Here is a 17,903-nt window from a genome sequence, read left to right as displayed (position 1 = left end):
GTGAACCAGCCAACTGGATCAAGCTTATCACCGCTTAGCCTTCCGCCCCTGTGTCTGCGCGGTTATAGGTGGACCAGAAGGCGTGGAATCACCCACCCGTAAAGACAGGTAGACGTCATGACAGGTGGACCCCTAACAGGTCTGATCCGGGCCGCTTCTGGCAAGCGCGTAGTATGTGTTGGCGACGTGATGCTGGATCGATTCGTCTATGGCAGCGTCACGCGGATTTCCCCGGAAGCGCCGGTGCCGATCATGCGGCGGGCGCGTGAAGCCGCCATGCCGGGCGGCGCGGGGAATGTGGCGCGCAACCTGTCGTCTCTTGGTATGTCTGCGAGCCTTCTGGGCGTTGTCGGGGATGATGCCGAGGGGCGGGAGCTGGCCGAATTGCTGGGCAATATCGAGGGCATTGAAGCCGACCTGATCGCCATGCGCGGGCGCAGCACGACGCTGAAGACGCGCTTTGTGGCTGGGGGACAGCAATTGCTGCGCGTGGACGCCGAGGACACAGCCACGATCGATCCCGCATCCGAGGCTGAGCTGATTGCCTCCATTGCGGATGAGGCGGCGAATGCTGCCGTGATCATCCTGTCAGACTATGCCAAGGGCGCCGTGACGGATGGTGTGATCGCCGCCGCGCTGAAGGCTGGCGCAGAAAATGGCGTGCCCGTGATCGCCGACCCGAAAGGGCGGGATTTTGCGCGCTATGGCGCGGTAGACCTGCTGAAGCCGAATGCGAGCGAATTGGCAATTGCGCTGGGCCTGCCGGTGGAGTCGGATCAGGAGATCGAAACCGCGCTGACAGCCGCGCAATCCGTATTGCCGGCAAAATCCGTTGTCGTGACACGCGCTGCCAAGGGCATGAGCTTTGCCGAGGAAGGAGACGCCCCGCAGCATCATAGCGGGCAGGCGCGTGAAGTGTATGACGTCTCCGGCGCGGGCGATACGAGCATTGCCGCTCTGGCGCTGGGGCTCGCAGGTGGGGCGAGCCTGTCAGATGCCGTGAGCCTGGCGATTGCAGCCTCTGGCATTGCCGTCGGCAAGGCAGGGACAGCTACGGTGTCCGCGGCGGAGCTGGAGACCGCGTTGCTGATGGGCCTGCGCAATGGCGGTGTCAGCTATCTGTCTCTGGACGCGGCGAAGGCCCAAGTGGAAGCCTGGCGTGATACTGGCCTGACGGTCGGGTTTACCAATGGCTGTTTTGATATCCTCCACCCTGGACATCTGCGCGTGCTGGAAGAGGCGAAGTCGCGTTGCGGCCGCCTCGTGGTGGGGCTGAATTCGGATGCTTCGGTATCTCGCCTGAAAGGGCCGTCCCGGCCGGTCAACAATGCCGACTCTCGGGCGCGCGTTCTTTCCGGCTTGACGGCGGTGGATGCGGTCGTTGTGTTTGAGGAAGACACGCCGCTGAACCTGATTGAGGCGCTGCAGCCGGATTTGCTGGTCAAGGGCGGAGATTATTCCATCGACACGATTGTCGGGGCTGACATTGTTCAGGCACGCGGCGGCAGTGTGCATATCGTTCCGCTGGTCGATGGCCAGTCAACCACAGCGGCGATTGAGCGGGCCCAGACGAAATAGGCCTGAAAAGCTGTACCGTCTAATGCAACCAGCGCGATAGGCGGGCGTTGTCACTGGAAGTTTTACTACAGGATCGCCCATATGGAGCTGTTTCTTTCAGAGCATGCTGCCCTGATTTCCCTCAGCATTCTGGCGCTGATGTTTGTAGGCTTTTTCCTGGAATTGCTGCCCGCAGCAGCCTTGGCACTGATCGGGGCAGCAAGTTTCCTGTTGCTTGGCTATCTGAACCAGGACGGCATTGCGTCTGCGTTCTCCAATAGCGCGCCAATCACGATCGGGGCGATGTTCATTCTGGCCGCCTCTCTCAGGCGGACCGGTGTGCTGGATGCCCTGGCGGCGACGGTGCTGAAAGTGGCCGATACGTCCACGATGGGGGCGTTGCTGTTACTGGGCGCGACCGTTTCGATTGCCTCGGCCTTTGTGAACAATACGGCCGTGGTCGTCATCCTGCTGCCGATTGTGATCGAGCTGGCCCAGCGGCTGAAGATTTCCGAGAAGAAGCTGCTCATCCCGCTATCGTATATTTCGATCCTTGGCGGCACATGCACGCTGATCGGGACGTCCACGAACTTGCTGGTCGCCGGTGTGGCGCACGAGAGCGGACTGGAGCGGTTCACGATTTTCGAGATCACGCCTGTGGGGCTTGTGACCTTTGCCTGCGGGATTGCGATGCTTCTGGGGCTCGGCTGGTTGTTACTGCCGAAAGAGCAGGGCGATGTGAAGGCGCTGGCGCTGGATACCTCCTATCTGACGGATGTGTTTGTCCGTGAAGACTCTGCGGCAGAAGGCAAGCTGGCAGAGGCCGTGCCGGAACTGACCAAGAAGGGTATCAACATCGTCTCTCTGAACCGGGGAAATCAGCGCTTGGCCATCACCCAGGAGGGCGCGGAGCTGAAAGCGGGTGACCGTATTACCCTGAGGGCCAATCTGGAGGAGCTGATCACGCTGATCGATAGCGGTCTGTTCCGGATTGGCATCAAGCTTCGCCAGCATGAAGCGGGCGAAGAAGAACATGCTCATGCAACTGTAACGCCGAACGATCCGAATATCGGGCGGCGCATTTCCGACATGTCATACCTGTCACGTCATGCGGTGACGGTGCGCGGACTGACCCGGTTCGGCAGCCTACCGGGGCCAAACCTGGCAAATGCGCGCCTCAAGGCCGGAGACCGCATGATCATCGATGGCACTGAGGTGGAGCTGAGAGATCTGGCAACGTCAAGCGGGCTGGTAATCGACCGGTCGCTGAAAGTGGAGCCGTTCCGCCGCAAGCGTGGGCCCTTGGCGATTGCGATCCTGTTGGCGGTGATCCTGTCGTCTGCCGTGCTGGGCGTGCCGCTGTTGATTACCTCCATGATCGGTGTGGGAGCCGTGCTGGCCTTTGGCTGTCTGACGCTGAACGATGCCTTTGAAGCGATGGATGCAAGCGTCCTGGCGCTGATTGTGGCGATGCTGATGGTCGGGGAGGGGCTGCAGTCTGCGGGCGGTGTCGAGGCGCTGGTCAGCGGGCTGGAGCCTGTGCTGAGGATGGCGTCGCCATTCTGGCTGGTGCTGTTGATCTACCTACTGACCTCCGGCCTGACGGAAGTGGTGACCAATACTGCTGTGGCCGTCATCATGACCCCGCTGGTAATCGCTGTGGGCGGCCAGTTGGGGATCGATCCGCGCGCCCTGGTCGTGGCGGTCATGTTCGGGGCAAGTGCGAGCTTTGCCTCCCCGATCGGCTATCAGACGAATACGATTGTGCACGCGGCAGGCAATTACCGCTTCTCTGACTTCCTGAAGATCGGGGTGCCAATGAATCTGATGGTCGGCCTGGCAACGAGCCTGGCGATCTACATGTTCTATCTGCACTGAATATTACAGCTTGGCGTGAGGCCGGCCAGCCTAGTTGGCGACGCCTTTTTTCAGTTCGTAGGTGCCACGCGGGGTCATGTCGAACCATTCCGGAATGTCCGGATGGTTGAGCGGCGTGTCTGACTCGTCCGGCACCAGATTCTGCTCAGAGACGTAAGCGACATAGTGCGTGCGCTCATTCTCCGCGAACAGGTGGTAGAAGGGCTGATCCTTGCGGGGGCGCACTTCTTCCGGGATGGATTCATACCAGTCTTCTGTATTCGCAAATACAGGATCCACGTCAAAGATGATGCCCCGGAAAGGGAAGTGCCGGTGGCGCACAACCTGGCCGATCTGGAACTTGGCGACCAGGGGGGTCACGTCATTGTAACGATGGTCAGGATTGACGGGTTTATCGAGCAATAGGGCGCCTTCAGAGGTCTTGCGACCTCCGTTCTTTTTGCTGCGTCGCAGCCACCCGAAGAGAGATGTGCGTCTGGCCATTTCCCGCTCCTGTGGTACACCATGCAACAAGACATAAATTTGGGCCACACTATGGCTGACAAAAAAGCAGCGGGACGGCGCGGTAATCGCGGCCGACCGCGCCCCGCCAAGGCCTCGGAGCTGTATGCTGCCGTAGATCTTGGGACAAATAATTGCCGCCTGCTGGTGGCAGCGCCGCACGGGAAGACTTTCCGTGTGGTCGATTCGCATTCCCAGATCGCAAGACTGGGGGAGGGCCTGCACGAGACGGGCCGCCTGTCCGATGCCTCCATTGAGCGCGCCATGGATGCGATGCACGCAATCCGTCGGAAACTGAAATCCCACGGCGTCGGCAAGGTCCGCTGCATTGCGACGGAAGCCTGCCGCAAGGCCGAGAACGGCCCGGACTTCATCCAGCGCGTGCATGAGGAAACCGGTCTGACCTTCAAGATCATCGGTGCCAAGGAAGAGGCCCGGCTGGCCAGCATTGGCTGTCATGACCTGATCGGCGGAGATGCACCATCCGTGCTGGTCGTGGATATTGGCGGCGGCTCAACTGAATTGTCTTGGCTGAATGCCGAGATGGCGCGGGCCAATGGCCTGAAAGGGCTGATCCATCGCGCGCCGATCCAGAACTGGACGAGCCTGCCGCTGGGCGTCGTGACACTGACCGAGGCCTTCGCGCATTTGCCTGAGACAGAATCCTACACCGCAATGATGGAACACTGCACGGGCGTGATTGATGCCTGGCAGGGGACGCCCGCCATACGGTCTGCCATGGGCCAGCGCGGCGCGCATCTGATTGGCACGTCTGGCACGGTGACATGTCTTGCAGGGGTGCACCTGAAGCTGGACCGCTATCGCCGGGACCGTGTGGACGGCACCTGGCTGAGCCGAAAGTCAGGGCAGGATGTTCTGCGCCTGCTGGTGGAGTCCGGGCCGGAAGGCCGTGCGGCGCTGCCGACGATTGGGGAAGAGCGTGCCGGGTTGATGCTGGCAGGCTGTGCGATCCTGGAATCCCTATGGACGTCCTTCCCGGCCGGGCGCATGCGGGTTGGTGACCGGGGCCTGAGAGAAGGCCTGTTGCTGAGCATGATGTACGGCCAGAAGAAACCGCGCCGAAAACGCCGTGGCGGGCGCGGTGGCAAGAAGGCCGGCGAGGCAGGCCATGAAACGGCCCAGGCATCTACATCTAATACGAATAGCGGAGAAGCTGGACATGCCGGATGATAACAAGCGCCGCTGGAAGGGCCCTGGCAAGACGGACAAAAACACATCTGGCCGCCAGATGAATGAGCGCAAGGTAACGGCGCACCGGGCCAAGAATGAAAGCTCAAAGCGCTGGATCGAGCGCCAGTTGCAGGACCCCTATGTCCGCAAGGCCAAGGATGAAGGCTATCGTGCGCGAGCGGCGTACAAGCTGCTCGAAATTGACGAGAAAATAGGCCTGCTGCGCAAAGGCCAGCGGGTGGTCGATCTTGGCTGTGCGCCGGGAGGCTGGCTGCAGGTAGCGGTCGAGAAGGGTGCGAGTGAAGTTGCCGGAATTGACTTGCTGCCGGTGGAACCGGTGCCGGGCGCTTATATCGTGCTGGGAGATGCAACCGAAGCCGACGATGTGGCCGAGCTGCTGAAGGGGCTGACCGGGAAACCGGACCTCGTCCTGTCAGACATGGCGGCCAATACGACGGGCCACAAGCAAACGGACCATTTGCGCACTGTTGCCTTGGTCGAGATGGCCGTGGCGTTTGCCATTGAGCACCTCGCGCCCGGCGGGAATTTCTGTTCGAAAGTGTTTCAGGGCGGCGCAACCAAGGATGTGCTCGACACACTTAAGGCGCACTTCAAGACCGTGAAACATATCAAGCCGCCCGCCAGCCGGGCCGGCAGTCCGGAAATCTTCGTGGTGGCAAAGGGCTTCAAGGGCTAGTAGCGCACATCCAGGCTGGGGCGCATGCGGTGAAGGGGCTTGCCGCGGCAGGCAGAGCGGAAATAGTCGCCTGCTTCAGGGGCTTTTTCAGCCGTATCGAAGCCAAGTTCCAGCGTGACTTCATAGTGGGATACGCGGCCATTATCGATAATTCCGCGGACATTGCCGACATTGAACCAGGTGGGGGCACCATATTTGATGTGCGCCGCTGTCAGGCCGCGTTCAATCGCGTCATCGACGGAGACATTGGATGTCCCGATGATTTGGCGTTCAATCCCAGCGGCTGATCCCATGTTTATTGTGCTTCCTTTAGTCTTCTGACTTGTCACCCCGATGAAATCGAGGGTTACCGTATTTATGCGGCACGTCTTCATATCGTTCCATTTTCCGATGCTAATACCGTGCCAACCCGGTAGCGCGCCGCTGTCCGGGGGGTACCACGTGCGCAGATGCTGTTGTCGCTGCTAGGTTTTCGCTTTCTTGACGCGTAGACCCGGCATAATCTGCTATTTTCCGGAGCGGATGCCAGATCTGCCCTCATCCCAAGGAATCCATTATATGCGCCGTGTTCTTCTTCTTGCGTCTTTCCTTCTGCTGGCCGGATGTGCCTATCTTCAGGAGGTCTATGGCGAAGATCAGGCCTATGGCGGCGGCACTGACCCATATGAGAAGATCAGTTTTGATGGTGAGCTCGCCACAGCGGCTGAGCGCGCCGAATGTGAAGCCGCGGGCGGGGAAGTGCGCCGCGATGGCATGCTGGGCTGGCAGCAATGCGTGCAGACTTATGCCGATGCCGGCAAGACCTGTTCCGACAATGATGACTGCCTTGGCCAGTGCCGCCTGAATATCGGTGAGACGATGCCCCAGCCAGACGAGACCGTTACCGGCACCTGCCAGGTCACCGACAGCCCGTTTGGTTGCTATGCCACCGTCGAAGATGGCAAGGCCGCGCCGACAATCTGTGTCGACTGATTGAGCGCAGCCCCGGACAGGCAAAAGCCCATTCATCCGTGAATGGCTGTCTTGCAGCAGGATTTTCAGGAGAGGACTTCACAAAGGCCCGCGACTCCCTTATGGGGCCAAAAAGGGAGCTCCCCAGATGAAAATCCGACAAGCCATTACCTTCGACGACGTGCTTCTGCAGCCTGGCGCAAGCGAGGTCATGCCCGCGGAAGTCAACGTTTCCACCTTCCTCACCAAAGCCATTCCGCTGAACATTCCGCTGATCTCTGCGGCGATGGACACCGTCACCGAGGCGCGCCTGGCCATTGCCATGGCGCAGGCCGGCGGCATCGGTGTGATCCACCGCAACTTCACAGTCGAGCAGCAAGCCGGCGAAGTCGCCATGGTGAAGAAATATGAGAGCGGCGTGGTGATGAACCCGCTCACGATTAACCCGACCGCCAGCCTGGGTGAACTGATCGAGCTGAAGCAGCGCACCGGTTTCTCCGGCGTGCCTGTTGTGGACGAGTCCGGCAAGGTGGTTGGCATCATCACGAACCGTGACACGCGCTTTGCTGACGACAAGAATGAGAAAGTCGCCAACCTGATGACCCGCGAGGTCGTGACGGTAAAGATGGATACGTCCAATGAAGAGGCCCGCCGCCTGCTGCACAAGCACCGGATCGAGCGCCTCGTGATCGTGGATGATGATAATCGCTGTGTGGGTCTGCTGACCGTGAAGGACATGGACAAGGCCGCCGTGAACCCGAACGCCGCCAAGGACGCCGCAGGACGCCTGCGCGTCGCCGCTGCGTCTACCGTGGGCGATGAAGGGTTTGAGCGCACCGAAGCGCTGATCGAGGCCGGGGCGGACTGCGTTGTGATCGACACAGCGCACGGACACTCCAAATCCGTTGCTGATGCCGTGACACGCGCGAAGAAGATATCAAACTCCGTGCAGATCATTGCAGGCAATGTTGCGACCGCCGAAGCCACCAAGGCACTGATCGATGCGGGCGCGGATGCCGTGAAGGTTGGCATCGGGCCGGGCTCCATCTGCACCACGCGGATCGTTGCCGGTGTAGGCGTGCCACAGCTGACGGCGATTGAGGCGTGCGCGAATGCCGCTCAGGCAAGCGGAATTCCCGTGATTGCCGATGGCGGGATCAAATTCTCGGGCGACTTTGCCAAGGCGCTGGCCGCCGGGGCCTCCACGGCGATGATGGGCTCCATGTTCGCAGGCACGGAAGAAGCGCCGGGTGAAGTGTTCCTCTATCAGGGTCGTTCGTACAAGGCCTATCGCGGCATGGGCAGCCTCGGCGCCATGGCCCGCGGCTCAGCCGACCGCTATTTTCAGAAGGATGCGGCGCAGGAGAAGCTGGTGCCGGAAGGCATTGAAGGCCAGGTGCCATTCAAGGGTCCGCTGGGGCCGATCGTACACCAGATGGTCGGCGGGCTTCGCGCAGCCATGGGCTATGTCGGCGCAAAGGATATCAACGAGCTTCATCAGAAGGCGGAGTTTGTCCAAATTACCGGCGCTGGCCTGCAGGAAAGCCATGTCCACGACGTGCAGATGACGCGGGAAAGCCCGAACTATTCGCTGACGCGGTAGGCAGAGCGTTTCCGCGCCAAGACCCGCGTAACCGAGAAGGTGAGGCTGTGGACACAGCTGGCCATGAGTGCCGTGCGAGTGCCGTTGAGGCCGAGCTTTCTGATGGGGCGGTAGCGTATCCGACTTGACGGGGTGAAGGCCGCGACTAGTCTGATCGCTCAATACTGCTTTAGGGGACGCAATAAATGAGACCTTCCATCATGGGTGTGGCGTTGGCCGGACTGGCCATGGGTTTGCCTGGACTACCAGCTGTGGCCCAGGCATCGGGTGACTTCGGTAAAGGTGCCTGGACCGATACCTCTTTTATGACTCAGACGATGCCGGACGGCACCAAGAACGAGCGTGAAACCAGTAGCGGGTCAATATGCATCGACGATAGCAACAACTCGCTGAGCGCGGTGGATCAGACCTTCCTCAAGACATATGCTGATCGCCAGTGCGTGATCTCGGAAGAGAATTTCAGTTCCAATGGTAATCTGACCACAATGGATGCGCAGATCACTTGCGGGCCGCTAAGCGGGAATCTACGTGTTCACTACGCCTTCAACCTGGTGCGCGTCTCCAGCAGCTTCGAAGTTGAAACAGGCGAGGGCACCGCAACCATTTTCAATTCCTCAAGATGGCAACGCAGTGGTGACGGCTGCTAGCTGACCTGCGCCCCAGGCGAACTGGGCGGTTGCGACTTTGATGGTGATGGTCATTGCGAGGGACGCGCATCTCGCCACATCGCCTCTAGCGGGGGGCTGCCTTCGCCGACTTCGAAGAGTTGCATGCGTTCGAAGCCGTGGCTCATGTAAAAGCCGGTATTGTCCGGGTTCGAGTTTTCCAGATAGCAGGGCAGGCCGTCACGGTCTGCGCCCTCCAGCATCGTTCTCATCAGCAGCTTGCCATAGCCTTTGCCGCGCGCAGCCTTCCGTGTGCCGATGGTGAAGAGGTAGAGGTGAGGCTGTTTCGGGTGATGCTTGTCCATCACGTCGCCTGCTTTCATGGCGCGGCCAAGCGCGCCTTTTGAGCCTTTGGTGAGAAGGGACCAGCCGAGCTTGAGCGTGCTGAGCGGGCTCGGCTCGCGGCTCGCATCATGCATGCACCACATCGAGGCCGCATCATCCCCGATGATGTGACAGAGGCCATGCCGCAGATAGACGTCCCGCGCCAGAAGGCGGAAGGTGGCCCGGATCGCGTCTTCATTGCCAAATATCCAGCGGTTGACGGGATCGTCCGAGAAGGCCTCTGCGGTGATGTCGCCCAGCGCCTGCCAGTCAAGCGGGTTGGCGGGCTTGATCTCCTGCGGCAGGTTCAGTTCCAGCATATAGCGGCTCCCTTACAGTCGACGGCATAGGACGACAATTCCCGTGCCCGGGCAAGGCGATGCATTGAAGCGGGGCCGGCGAGCCCTGGAGTGCTGCTGACACCGCAGGTTCCCTTATCGGGCCTCGCGCGCTAACAGGGCGCTTGATTTGAACCCGTGAGGCAATTCCCATGCGCAATGGCGGACGTATCGCAGCAGCTATCGATGTTCTGACAGACGTGCTGAACCGGCATCAACCGGTGAAGTCGGCTGCGCGGGACTGGGGCAAGCGGGCGCGCTATGCCGGGTCCAAGGACCGGGCCTGGGTCAGCGGCCTTGTGCTGGACGCGCTGCGCAAGCGCAACTCCATTGCCCACGCCATGGGGGATGACAGCCCACGCGGCCTGATCCTGGGTGCGCTGGCACATGCCTGGGGCTGGAATATCCGCCAGATTGACGACGCGATGGATGAAGACCACGCGCCCAGCAAGCTGACGCTGGAAGAGCGCGAACGTCTGGTCATGGCGCCAGACCCGGTCGCGCCGCCGCATGTGCAGGGGGATTTCCCGGAATGGATGGCGCCGATGATGGCGCGTGTGTTCGCCGAGGAGGCGGTCGTCGAGGCGCAGGCCATGGCGGTGCGCGCGGATGTCGATTTGCGGGTAAACACGCTGAAAGTGGATGCGGAGAAGGCGTCCCAACCGCTGCGCAGCGCAAAGGCTGAGGAGTCTCCGCTGCTGGTCAATGCGTTCCACATCCCTGCGCGCGATCCGAGCGAACGCGAGGCGAGCCTTGAGAGCATTCCGGCCTATTCCAAGGGCTGGGTCGAGGTGCAGGATGCAGGCTCCCAGATCGCGGCGGCTGCAGCCCATGCGCAAGCGGGCGAGCAGGTGCTGGACTATTGCGCGGGCGGCGGCGGCAAGACGCTAGCCATCGCGGCACAGATGCGGGGCAAGGGACAGATCTTTGCCTATGACATTGACGGACGTCGCCTCTCAGCGTTGATCCCGCGTCTGAAACGCTCCGGCGCGCACAATGTGCAGCTGGTTCACCCAAGCGAGCCAACGCAGCTGGTCGACCTGACAGCGCAGATGGATCTCGTCTTCGTGGACGCGCCCTGCACCGGCACCGGCACCTGGCGTCGCCGCCCGGACGCGAAATGGCGCCTGAAAGAGAAGCAGTTGGAAAAACGCATGCAGGAGCAGGAAGAGATCCTTGCGGCCGCGAGTGCTTTCGTGAAGCCCGGCGGGCGGCTGCTCTATGCGACGTGCTCTTTCCTGATGGAAGAAGATGAGGACCGCGTGGCGGGTTTCCTGGCGACGCATCCAGAGTTTACGGAGGAAGATGCGGCAGAGTCGGCGATTGCCTCCGGCCTGCTGACGGAAGAGGGCGCCGCCGCCGTGAAACGCTATCGCGGACCAACAGGCAGCGTGCGTCTGACGCCACGCCGCGCCGGCACGGATGGATTCTTCTTCGCGGTGCTGCGCAAGGCAGGCTAATCAAAAGCCTGGGGCGAACAATTCCGTTAGTAAGCGACGCTGGCGGGCTGACAGTTCCGGACGCCAGATTTCAAAAATCAGGATGAAGCGAGGCTCGGCACTTTCGTTCCAGGCTTCGTGATTGATGGAGTCGTCGAAGATGAACATCTCGCCGGGTGTCCATTCGCGCGTCTCATTCCCCACGCGGAAGCCGCATTTTTCCGGAATGATCAGCGGCAGGTGACAGATCAGACGCGTATTAAACATGCCGACATGCGCCGGGATACGCGTGCCGGGCTTCAATTGTGAGAATAGCACAGATGGCTGGGGCGAGGGGAAGGCATCATCGCCTATGGCCTCTATCGCGGCCATAGTTTGCGGGCAGAGTGCAATGTTCTCCTCCACGCGTTTGCCCTGTTTCATTAGATAGAATGCGCTCCAGTCCGGATTGTTCGTCATCGGGGTGTCGTTCGGTGCCCCTTTCTGACTGTTGCTTTCGACATAGGGAGCGAAACGTGAGGCCTCGGGCCGGGCCAACAACCCTTCCAGTTCCGTCCTTATAGCGTCTGTCTGGCTTTCCAGCGCGCCGGTCCACTCTAATTCGTCGCGCCGGAAAAACTGGCGATTGGGCAGTCCTGCATAGAGAAAGCGTGAGGGCTGAGACACGAAGGGGCGTTTGCGCTCTGCCAGGATCTGCAGTGACTGGATCAGCAATTCATCTTCGGGGTCGCCGCCCAGATTGTGCACGTCGATGAAATCATCGACCGGGTGGCGGACATCCTTGGGCATATTGGCGAGAAACCGCCGCGCGCGGTTTATCAGGTCTGCCAGTTCGGGTGTCTGGTCCTGCGCCGCTACGGCAAAAGATATGCCTTGCTCATAGAATGACCGTGCACGGAGATGCTGGCTGCACGATTCCAGAAAGGACCCCATATAGAGCAGGGCGCGCGGGTTTTCCGGCTCAAGGCTTAGGGCCTTTTGCAGCGCGGCTTCCGTGCCGGTGATATCCTTTTTCAGAGAGCGGGCGTGTGACAGGAGAATCCATATGTCCGCGCCAGTCCAGCCGAGTTCGATGGCCTGCCCAAAGGCGGCCTCTGCGGCGGCGCCCTGACGCTGAGAAAGCGCCTGCATGCCTTGTCTCGCTATGTTGCGGGCCTGCTGTAGCTTTGCATCCATGCTCGGGCCTCTCTTGGCAGCAGAGGGGAGCATAGGGCAGATGGGTCGCAAGCCGTCAAGGCGGTGCGCTGCGGTGGCGCCGGGCATTTCATCGGGGCTTGTCATGGAACGTGCGGGATGGCGATATTCGGGTTTGAGGTGAGGGACGCGCCATACTTGTTTTCATTGTCATTCTGTTCGCCTTTCCGGTCGCGTTCATCAGCCTGTGCCTCAGCATCGCGCTTTCACCGCAGGGCCTGTATCTGAAGCCATTCGGGCCCTTTGGGCTGTTCCATCCGGCTGTGTTCCTGCCTTATTCTCGGATGTCCAGGTAGAGGCATGGTCACAGTCTGCGCTGTCTCAATGCCGGATCAGCATGGCGTGTGTGGACGGGGTAAAACTTCGCTTTGGCCATCAGGTCAGCCAGTGGCTGGAAAGCGAGACGCCGTTGAAGCGCGCATGATTGCAGTTTAAACGGCCCAAGACGCCTGCCGGATATGGACGAATCCTTCTTCCTCGGCTATCGGGCGACATGACTGAGCAGAGACACGAACGCGCCCTCATTGTCGACTTCGGCAGCCAGGTGACGCAGCTGATCGCCCGCCGCCTGCGTGAGAGCGGCGTCTATTGTGAAATTCACCCGTTCAACAAGGTGGATGGCGCCTTTCTGGAGGCCTATGGGCCGCAGGCCGTGATCCTGTCTGGTGGACCTTCCAGTGTGACATGGGAAGACAGCCCGCGCGCCGATGATGCCATCTTCGAGCTGGGCGTGCCTGTGCTGGGCATCTGCTATGGTCAGCAGGTGATGATGGAGCAGCTGGGCGGCAAGGTTGAGAGCGGCACCAGCCGTGAATTCGGGCGGGCCTTCATCGAGAAGGTTGTAGATGACCCGATCCTGTCAGACCTGTTCCATGGCGGCGATACAGAGCAGGTCTGGATGAGCCATGGTGACCATGTCGCCGAGATGGCACCCGGCTTTGGTGTGATCGCGAAATCTCCCGGGGCGCCCTATGCCATCATCGCAGACCCGGAGCGGAAATTTTACGGTACGCAGTTCCACCCTGAAGTCGTTCACACGGTTCACGGGCGCGAATTGCTGCGTAATTTCACGCATGGCGTAGCCGGCCTGAAAGGCGACTGGACAATGGCGGCCTATCGCGCCGAGGCGATCGAAAAGATCCGCGAGCAGGTGGGCAAGGGGCGCGTGATCTGCGGACTTTCCGGCGGCGTCGACTCCTCCGTTGCGGCAGTGTTGATCCACGAAGCGATCGGCGAGCAGCTGACTTGCGTTTATGTCGATCACGGGTTGATGCGCCAAGGCGAGAGCGAGCAGGTGGTCAGCCTGTTCCGCGAGCATTACAATATTCCGCTGGTGCACGTGGATGCGTCAGACCTGTTCCTCGGCAAGCTTGATGGTGTGTCGGACCCGGAACGCAAGCGCAAGATCATTGGCGGCCTCTTCATTGATGTGTTCGAAGAAGAAGCGAAGAAGATCGGCGGCGCAGACTTCCTGGCGCAAGGCACTCTGTACCCGGATGTGATCGAGAGTGTATCGGCCATTGGCGGGCCGAGTGTGACGATCAAGAGCCATCACAATGTGGGCGGCCTGCCGGAACGCATGAACATGAAACTGGTTGAGCCGCTGCGTGAACTGTTCAAGGACGAAGTGCGGGCGCTGGGCCGCGAGCTTGGCCTGCCGGATAGCTTCATTGGCCGCCATCCATTCCCGGGGCCGGGCCTTGCTATCCGTATTCCGGGCGAGATTACCCGCGAGAAAGCAGACACGCTGCGCAAGGCCGATGCGATCTATATCGACGAGATCCGCAAGGCGGGGCTTTATGATGAAATCTGGCAGGCGTTCAGCGTACTGCTACCGGTCAATACGGTCGGCGTGATGGGCGATGAGCGTACCTATGAAGCTGTGCTCGCCTTGCGCGCGGTGACCTCAACAGATGGTATGACCGCGGATTATTATCCGTTCGAGCATGACTTCCTCGGCCGCGTTGCAACACGCATCATCAATGAAGTCAAAGGCGTGAACCGCGTCGTCTATGACGTGACCAGTAAACCCCCCGGCACGATCGAGTGGGAATGATTTCATCACTCTCATGATCTTTCGAAATCTTTTAAAAACGCCATTAGGTTCAAACGCTTAGTGGCGTATTTCTTTCGACTCCTATCACCATTTTTTACCGCCAAATGCGAGCCGGTGACGGTAAAGCTGACGGTATGCGTTCCCGGCCTATCCCTCTAAATTGCCATTTACCGTCAAGCCAAAATTGCCCCTGACGGTAAAAATAGAGAGCTAGGCAATTGAAAGAACAGGGAAAAGTCAGGTTTTACCGTCGCCATTTCGAGTGACGGTAAAAATGACCGGAAAGGGTTAGGATGCTGACAGACGTAGCCATCAAGGCGTTGAAACCAAAGAATAAAACTTACAAGGTCGCGGATCGGGATGGCATGTATGTAACCGTCTCACCTGTAGGGACTGTGACGTTCCGGTATGACTACCGGATCAATGGGCGTCGAGAGACGCTGACCATCGGGCGTTACGGGAGCGGGGGCGTCGGTTTGGCAGCGGCTCGCGAGAAATGCATGGATGCGAGGCGGCTCGTAGAGTCTGGTGTTTCGCCGGCCAAGGAGAAGAAGCGGTCAAAGACGCGCCTGTCCGAAGCGGGTTCATTCTCCGACATGGCCAATCGATGGATCGACAGCGATGACATGGCCGAGAGCACGCGCGACATGCGCCGGCACATTCTGAACAGGGACATCCTTCCCGCTTTTGGGAGCTACCTGCTGAGTGAGGTTACACCGGAGGATCTCCGGGCCCTGTGCGGGAAGGTGAAGAAGCGTGGCGCTCCGTCTACGGCGCTTCACGTTCGGGAATTTGTCCATCTGATCTACAAATATGCCAGGCTGCATGGCGTGAAGGTCGATAATCCTGCTGACGAAGTTGCGCCGGCCTCTATCGCCAAAGTGCGCCCGCGGGACCGGTCTCTCTCACCGCTCGAGATCAGGATCTTCTACAGCGTGCTCGAAGAGCTGATCGCGACCCCAACGCTCAAGCTCGGGCTGAAATTCATCTTGCTTACCATGAAGCGGAAATCCGAAGTCAGCCTGGCGACCTGGGACGAAATCAGTTTCGACAACGCGGTCTGGTCCATCCCGAAGGAGCGGATGAAGACGGGACTGCCTCACAATGTCTATCTGTCACGTCAGGCGCTTGATATTCTTGTGGCACTCAAGACCTGCGCTGGAGGATCGCGCTATGTCTTTCCGTCCCGCTACGACTGCTACAAGCCGATCTCAAACGCCACGCTCAATCGACTAACCTCGGCGGCCTGGGAAACGGCTCAGGAGGCGGGGTTGCCGCTGGAACGGTTCACCGTCCACGATCTGAGGCGCACCGGTTCTACGCTTCTGAATGAGCTCGGCTTCAATCGGGACTGGGTCGAAAAGGCGCTCGCCCATGAAGACCGTCGCACGTCACGCGGTGTCTATAACAAGGCCGAGTATGCCGATGGCCGGCGTCACATGATGCAGGAATGGGCGGACACAATCGATGCGTGGTCACAAGGGCATCAAAGGCAACCGGTGCTTACGCCGCCGGCATCGGCTGAATTGGGTTTTGATCTCCAGCTTGATCCTAAATTCGATCCATAATCTTGCTCGCAAGCGCCAATGTTGGCCTCATGACCGTGCAAATTCCATCAGGGCAGTGATGTCATGGCGGTCCGCCGCACGCAGGGCTGCAATGTATTGGCCTCTGAGCTCGCCCATGTCAGCAATCTGGCCACCCAGGACCTCGCTGCCCCAGCTGAAGGCTGGTTGGCCCAAGCGTTGGATCAGGAGGTCGGCCATCATGCGAGAAAGGCGCCCGTTCCCATTGGGATAAGGGTGAATGGCGACGAGCCGGTGATGCAGGCGAACTGCAATCTCGTCGGCGGGATAGGTCTCGTGGTCGACCCAGTAATTTGCGTCGTCGAATAGCTGGGCCATCTGGACGCCGATCATATAAGGCGCGACGCCGACATTGCGTTCGGTCGCGCGGTAAGTGCCTGCCCACGCCCAGACGTCATTGAACATCCGGCGATGCAGGTCGTTCGTGAATTCGACGCTGAGGATGGGTGCGCGCCGCCGCCGGAAGACCCAGGCGGCGGCGGTATCGATATTGTCCTGCTCTGCAGCGTTCAGTTCAGCGCGTGTTGCGATCCAGTCCTGCAGAAGTCCTGCCCGTTCGTCAGGATCGAGGGGCGTTGCGTCGTCTGGTTCCTGAAACAGGTCAGTCATCAGGACTCCCAGAGGTCGCGCTCATCGAGGCTCTCTCGTATGAACCGGTCGATCCGCTCATTCAGTTCCTTGTCAGGCACAGCCTGATCTTCCATGGCCATTGTATGAGAGATGGCTCGGATCTGTTTCGCCGCGATTTCACGGGCGCGGTTCATGACGCGTTGCTCTAGCCGGTCCCGCGGCAGGAGGAAGTAGACAACTTCGCAATCAAGCGCGTCGGCAGCACGTTCAAGCGTTTCCAAGCGGATCTTCCCCTCGGTTTCAGAGCGTTCGATGTCAGCAAGACTTTGCGGCGTGATCGACATGCGTTTTCCGAGCTGGATACGGGTCATGCCCAGCGCCTCCCGAAGCGTCCGTACCCAACCTGACTTTGGCCGCGCAAAATCTACCGCTTCCCGAATGGTCGAGAAACGCTGGTCCAGGGCCTGGCGCGAGCGTTGGCGGGTCTTTTTCATAAGGCTGCAACCTGTTTTTTACGATTCTAAAAACAGGCTATATCCTTATTTAAAATATTTTGTAAACAGGCCGCTACCTGTTTTGTGGCGCTCAATTACATGTCGGGCGGCTCTTCCGCTGATGAACGTCGGGAACAGGCGTGTCTTCGGGCCGCCCGTCTTCAGTAATACGCCGACGCTCCTCGATCCATTCGAGCACGTCCTTGAGCGGCCAGACGACGCATTTGGGTGTTAGGTAGAAGCGCTTTGGAAATTTCCCCCGACGTTCAAGTTCGTAGATCGTCGTGTCAGACAGGGGAACCAGTTTGCGCAATTCGGGGCGCCGCACAGTCCTGTTGTTGGCGATGAGCTGGCGAAACGTGTCGTCACGGGACGATTTCGCGTTGGACCCGGGCCCCGGACCAAAGGAATAGACATCCTTTGCGAGGTGCTTGAGCGACTCCAGTCCGCCTGTCCGCAATTCATATCCCATGACGACACGTCTCCGGTTCAGTTCAGCTTCTGCCGGTTCCAGACCAGCACGCCGCTACCATCCTCTTCCTTCTCGAAGAAGGCAGCCCGGATTGGCTTGTCGAACCCCGGATCATCCAGCTTCACGGCGAGGTAGGGGGTTTCGCCATCCTTGCTCTCTTCCTGCCAGGCCGCACCTAGCTCGGCGCCGCCTGCGAAGATGCGGTAAGCCGGCCCGCCTTCTGCCGGTTCGGCAACCGGCACCATCTGCGCTTTCACATTGATCGTCATGGTCCGGATCGTCCCGGTCCATTTTCCGTCCTTCTGGCTGAAGGTACCAATTGTTGCCATCTCTAGTCTCCTTTGCTGGCTCTGGCATGAAGGGCCTTGCGGGCCCGCTTGAACCCGG

The 17,903-nt window shown here is 59.9% G+C and carries 18 protein-coding genes; 10 read left to right on the top strand and 8 right to left on the bottom strand.

Annotated elements, in window-relative coordinates; genetic code table 11:
* The first annotated feature begins 117 nt into the window (after positions 1 to 117).
* The gene (gene rfaE2, locus HY29_RS00090) at positions 118 to 1,578 is read left to right on the top strand and encodes a D-glycero-beta-D-manno-heptose 1-phosphate adenylyltransferase (protein WP_034789529.1); all 1,461 of its coding nucleotides are present in this window, start codon (positions 118 to 120) and stop codon (positions 1,576 to 1,578) included.
* Positions 1,579 to 1,659: 81 nt separating this feature from the next.
* Positions 1,660 to 3,435 (top strand): SLC13 family permease, encoded by a 1,776-nt coding sequence (locus HY29_RS00085; protein WP_034789528.1) that lies wholly within the window; start codon positions 1,660 to 1,662, stop codon positions 3,433 to 3,435.
* Between the two features lie 30 nt (positions 3,436 to 3,465).
* On the opposite strand, the gene hspQ is transcribed toward HY29_RS00085, so the two are convergent.
* Positions 3,466 to 3,795, bottom strand: a complete 330-nt coding sequence (gene hspQ / locus HY29_RS00080) for a heat shock protein HspQ (RefSeq protein ID WP_422119907.1) — start codon at positions 3,793 to 3,795, stop codon at positions 3,466 to 3,468.
* 174 nt (positions 3,796 to 3,969) lie between these two features.
* On the opposite strand from hspQ, the gene HY29_RS00075 reads away from it, so the two are divergent.
* Both HY29_RS00075 and HY29_RS00070 read left to right on the top strand, forming a co-directional pair.
* On the top strand, positions 3,970 to 5,127 hold the full coding sequence (locus HY29_RS00075) for a Ppx/GppA phosphatase family protein (protein ID WP_051600952.1): 1,158 nt from the start codon (positions 3,970 to 3,972) through the stop codon (positions 5,125 to 5,127).
* Entirely contained in the window at positions 5,117 to 5,824 is a 708-nt protein-coding gene (locus HY29_RS00070; RefSeq protein WP_034789525.1) for an RlmE family RNA methyltransferase, read from the top strand. Before HY29_RS00075 ends, HY29_RS00070 begins: the two co-directional genes overlap by 11 nt.
* Here HY29_RS00070 and HY29_RS00065 read toward each other — a convergent pair.
* Entirely contained in the window at positions 5,821 to 6,117 is a 297-nt protein-coding gene (locus HY29_RS00065) for a dodecin family protein (protein ID WP_051600951.1), read from the bottom strand. The genes HY29_RS00070 and HY29_RS00065 overlap by 4 nt on opposite strands.
* A gap of 265 nt (positions 6,118 to 6,382) precedes the next feature.
* On the opposite strand from HY29_RS00065, the gene HY29_RS00060 reads away from it, so the two are divergent.
* From HY29_RS00060 to HY29_RS00050, 3 genes are all read left to right on the top strand, one after another.
* On the top strand, positions 6,383 to 6,796 hold the full coding sequence (locus HY29_RS00060; RefSeq protein WP_034790360.1) for a hypothetical protein: 414 nt from the start codon (positions 6,383 to 6,385) through the stop codon (positions 6,794 to 6,796).
* A 127-nt stretch (positions 6,797 to 6,923) separates the two neighbouring features.
* Positions 6,924 to 8,378 (top strand): IMP dehydrogenase, encoded by a 1,455-nt coding sequence (gene guaB, locus HY29_RS00055; RefSeq protein ID WP_034789523.1) that lies wholly within the window; start codon positions 6,924 to 6,926, stop codon positions 8,376 to 8,378.
* A 185-nt stretch (positions 8,379 to 8,563) separates the two neighbouring features.
* Complete coding sequence (locus HY29_RS00050; protein WP_155838147.1) at positions 8,564 to 9,025, top strand: hypothetical protein; 462 nt, start codon at positions 8,564 to 8,566, stop codon at positions 9,023 to 9,025.
* Positions 9,026 to 9,075: 50 nt separating this feature from the next.
* Here the strand turns inward: HY29_RS00050 and HY29_RS18115 are convergent, their stop codons facing one another.
* Positions 9,076 to 9,687, bottom strand: coding sequence for a GNAT family N-acetyltransferase (locus tag HY29_RS18115; RefSeq protein ID WP_051600949.1), 612 nt, complete (start codon positions 9,685 to 9,687; stop codon positions 9,076 to 9,078).
* Between the two features lie 170 nt (positions 9,688 to 9,857).
* Here HY29_RS18115 and HY29_RS00040 point away from each other — a divergent pair, with 170 nt between their 5' ends.
* Positions 9,858 to 11,165: an RsmB/NOP family class I SAM-dependent RNA methyltransferase gene (locus HY29_RS00040; protein WP_034789520.1), complete on the top strand. Its 1,308-nt coding sequence runs from the start codon at positions 9,858 to 9,860 to the stop codon at positions 11,163 to 11,165.
* Here the strand turns inward: HY29_RS00040 and HY29_RS18110 are convergent, their stop codons facing one another.
* Positions 11,166 to 12,320 carry an aspartyl/asparaginyl beta-hydroxylase domain-containing protein gene (locus HY29_RS18110; protein WP_051600948.1) on the bottom strand — a complete coding sequence of 385 codons (1,155 nt, stop codon included), beginning with the start codon at positions 12,318 to 12,320 and terminating at the stop codon, positions 11,166 to 11,168.
* A 511-nt stretch (positions 12,321 to 12,831) separates the two neighbouring features.
* On the opposite strand from HY29_RS18110, the gene guaA reads away from it, so the two are divergent.
* Together guaA and HY29_RS00025 are read left to right on the top strand one after the other, a co-directional pair.
* On the top strand, positions 12,832 to 14,394 hold the full coding sequence (gene guaA / locus HY29_RS00030) for a glutamine-hydrolyzing GMP synthase (RefSeq protein WP_034789518.1): 1,563 nt from the start codon (positions 12,832 to 12,834) through the stop codon (positions 14,392 to 14,394).
* Positions 14,395 to 14,687: 293 nt separating this feature from the next.
* Positions 14,688 to 15,962 carry a tyrosine-type recombinase/integrase gene (locus HY29_RS00025; RefSeq protein ID WP_034789512.1) on the top strand — a complete coding sequence of 425 codons (1,275 nt, stop codon included), beginning with the start codon at positions 14,688 to 14,690 and terminating at the stop codon, positions 15,960 to 15,962.
* A gap of 27 nt (positions 15,963 to 15,989) precedes the next feature.
* Here the strand turns inward: HY29_RS00025 and HY29_RS00020 are convergent, their stop codons facing one another.
* From HY29_RS00020 to HY29_RS00005, 4 genes are all read right to left on the bottom strand, one after another.
* On the bottom strand, positions 15,990 to 16,589 hold the full coding sequence (locus HY29_RS00020; RefSeq protein ID WP_034789510.1) for a mobile mystery protein B: 600 nt from the start codon (positions 16,587 to 16,589) through the stop codon (positions 15,990 to 15,992).
* Complete coding sequence (locus HY29_RS00015) at positions 16,589 to 17,044, bottom strand: mobile mystery protein A (protein ID WP_034789509.1); 456 nt, start codon at positions 17,042 to 17,044, stop codon at positions 16,589 to 16,591. Before HY29_RS00015 ends, HY29_RS00020 begins: the two co-directional genes overlap by 1 nt.
* A 91-nt stretch (positions 17,045 to 17,135) precedes the next feature.
* Positions 17,136 to 17,516, bottom strand: coding sequence for a helix-turn-helix transcriptional regulator (locus tag HY29_RS00010; RefSeq protein ID WP_081811140.1), 381 nt, complete (start codon positions 17,514 to 17,516; stop codon positions 17,136 to 17,138).
* A gap of 17 nt (positions 17,517 to 17,533) precedes the next feature.
* Complete coding sequence (locus HY29_RS00005; RefSeq protein ID WP_034789507.1) at positions 17,534 to 17,845, bottom strand: DUF736 domain-containing protein; 312 nt, start codon at positions 17,843 to 17,845, stop codon at positions 17,534 to 17,536.
* Positions 17,846 to 17,903 lie beyond the last annotated feature (58 nt).

It is taken from the genome of Hyphomonas beringensis (genome assembly GCF_000682755.1).
Classification (GTDB): Bacteria; Pseudomonadota; Alphaproteobacteria; order Caulobacterales; family Hyphomonadaceae; genus Hyphomonas; species Hyphomonas beringensis.
This window is presented reverse-complemented; position numbering and strand designations above follow the sequence as displayed.

Bases quoted from the DNA above. Each gene is read 5' to 3' on its own strand.
- HY29_RS18110 (WP_051600948.1), bottom strand. From the start codon at position 12,320: ATGGATGCAAAGCTACAGCAGGCCCGCAACATAGCGAGACAAGGCATG.
- HY29_RS00075 (WP_051600952.1), top strand. From the start codon at position 3,970: ATGGCTGACAAAAAAGCAGCGGGACGGCGCGGTAATCGCGGCCGACCG.
- HY29_RS00010 (WP_081811140.1), bottom strand. From the start codon at position 17,516: ATGGGATATGAATTGCGGACAGGCGGACTGGAGTCGCTCAAGCACCTC.
- HY29_RS00025 (WP_034789512.1), top strand. From the start codon at position 14,688: ATGCTGACAGACGTAGCCATCAAGGCGTTGAAACCAAAGAATAAAACT.
- HY29_RS00020 (WP_034789510.1), bottom strand. From the start codon at position 16,589: ATGACTGACCTGTTTCAGGAACCAGACGACGCAACGCCCCTCGATCCT.
- HY29_RS00060 (WP_034790360.1), top strand. From the start codon at position 6,383: ATGCGCCGTGTTCTTCTTCTTGCGTCTTTCCTTCTGCTGGCCGGATGT.
- HY29_RS00065 (WP_051600951.1), bottom strand. From the start codon at position 6,117: ATGGGATCAGCCGCTGGGATTGAACGCCAAATCATCGGGACATCCAAT.
- HY29_RS18115 (WP_051600949.1), bottom strand. From the start codon at position 9,687: ATGCTGGAACTGAACCTGCCGCAGGAGATCAAGCCCGCCAACCCGCTT.
- HY29_RS00015 (WP_034789509.1), bottom strand. From the start codon at position 17,044: ATGAAAAAGACCCGCCAACGCTCGCGCCAGGCCCTGGACCAGCGTTTC.
- guaA (WP_034789518.1), top strand. From the start codon at position 12,832: ATGACTGAGCAGAGACACGAACGCGCCCTCATTGTCGACTTCGGCAGC.
- HY29_RS00070 (WP_034789525.1), top strand. From the start codon at position 5,117: ATGCCGGATGATAACAAGCGCCGCTGGAAGGGCCCTGGCAAGACGGAC.
- HY29_RS00005 (WP_034789507.1), bottom strand. From the start codon at position 17,845: ATGGCAACAATTGGTACCTTCAGCCAGAAGGACGGAAAATGGACCGGG.
- HY29_RS00050 (WP_155838147.1), top strand. From the start codon at position 8,564: ATGAGACCTTCCATCATGGGTGTGGCGTTGGCCGGACTGGCCATGGGT.
- HY29_RS00040 (WP_034789520.1), top strand. From the start codon at position 9,858: ATGCGCAATGGCGGACGTATCGCAGCAGCTATCGATGTTCTGACAGAC.
- HY29_RS00085 (WP_034789528.1), top strand. From the start codon at position 1,660: ATGGAGCTGTTTCTTTCAGAGCATGCTGCCCTGATTTCCCTCAGCATT.
- guaB (WP_034789523.1), top strand. From the start codon at position 6,924: ATGAAAATCCGACAAGCCATTACCTTCGACGACGTGCTTCTGCAGCCT.
- rfaE2 (WP_034789529.1), top strand. From the start codon at position 118: ATGACAGGTGGACCCCTAACAGGTCTGATCCGGGCCGCTTCTGGCAAG.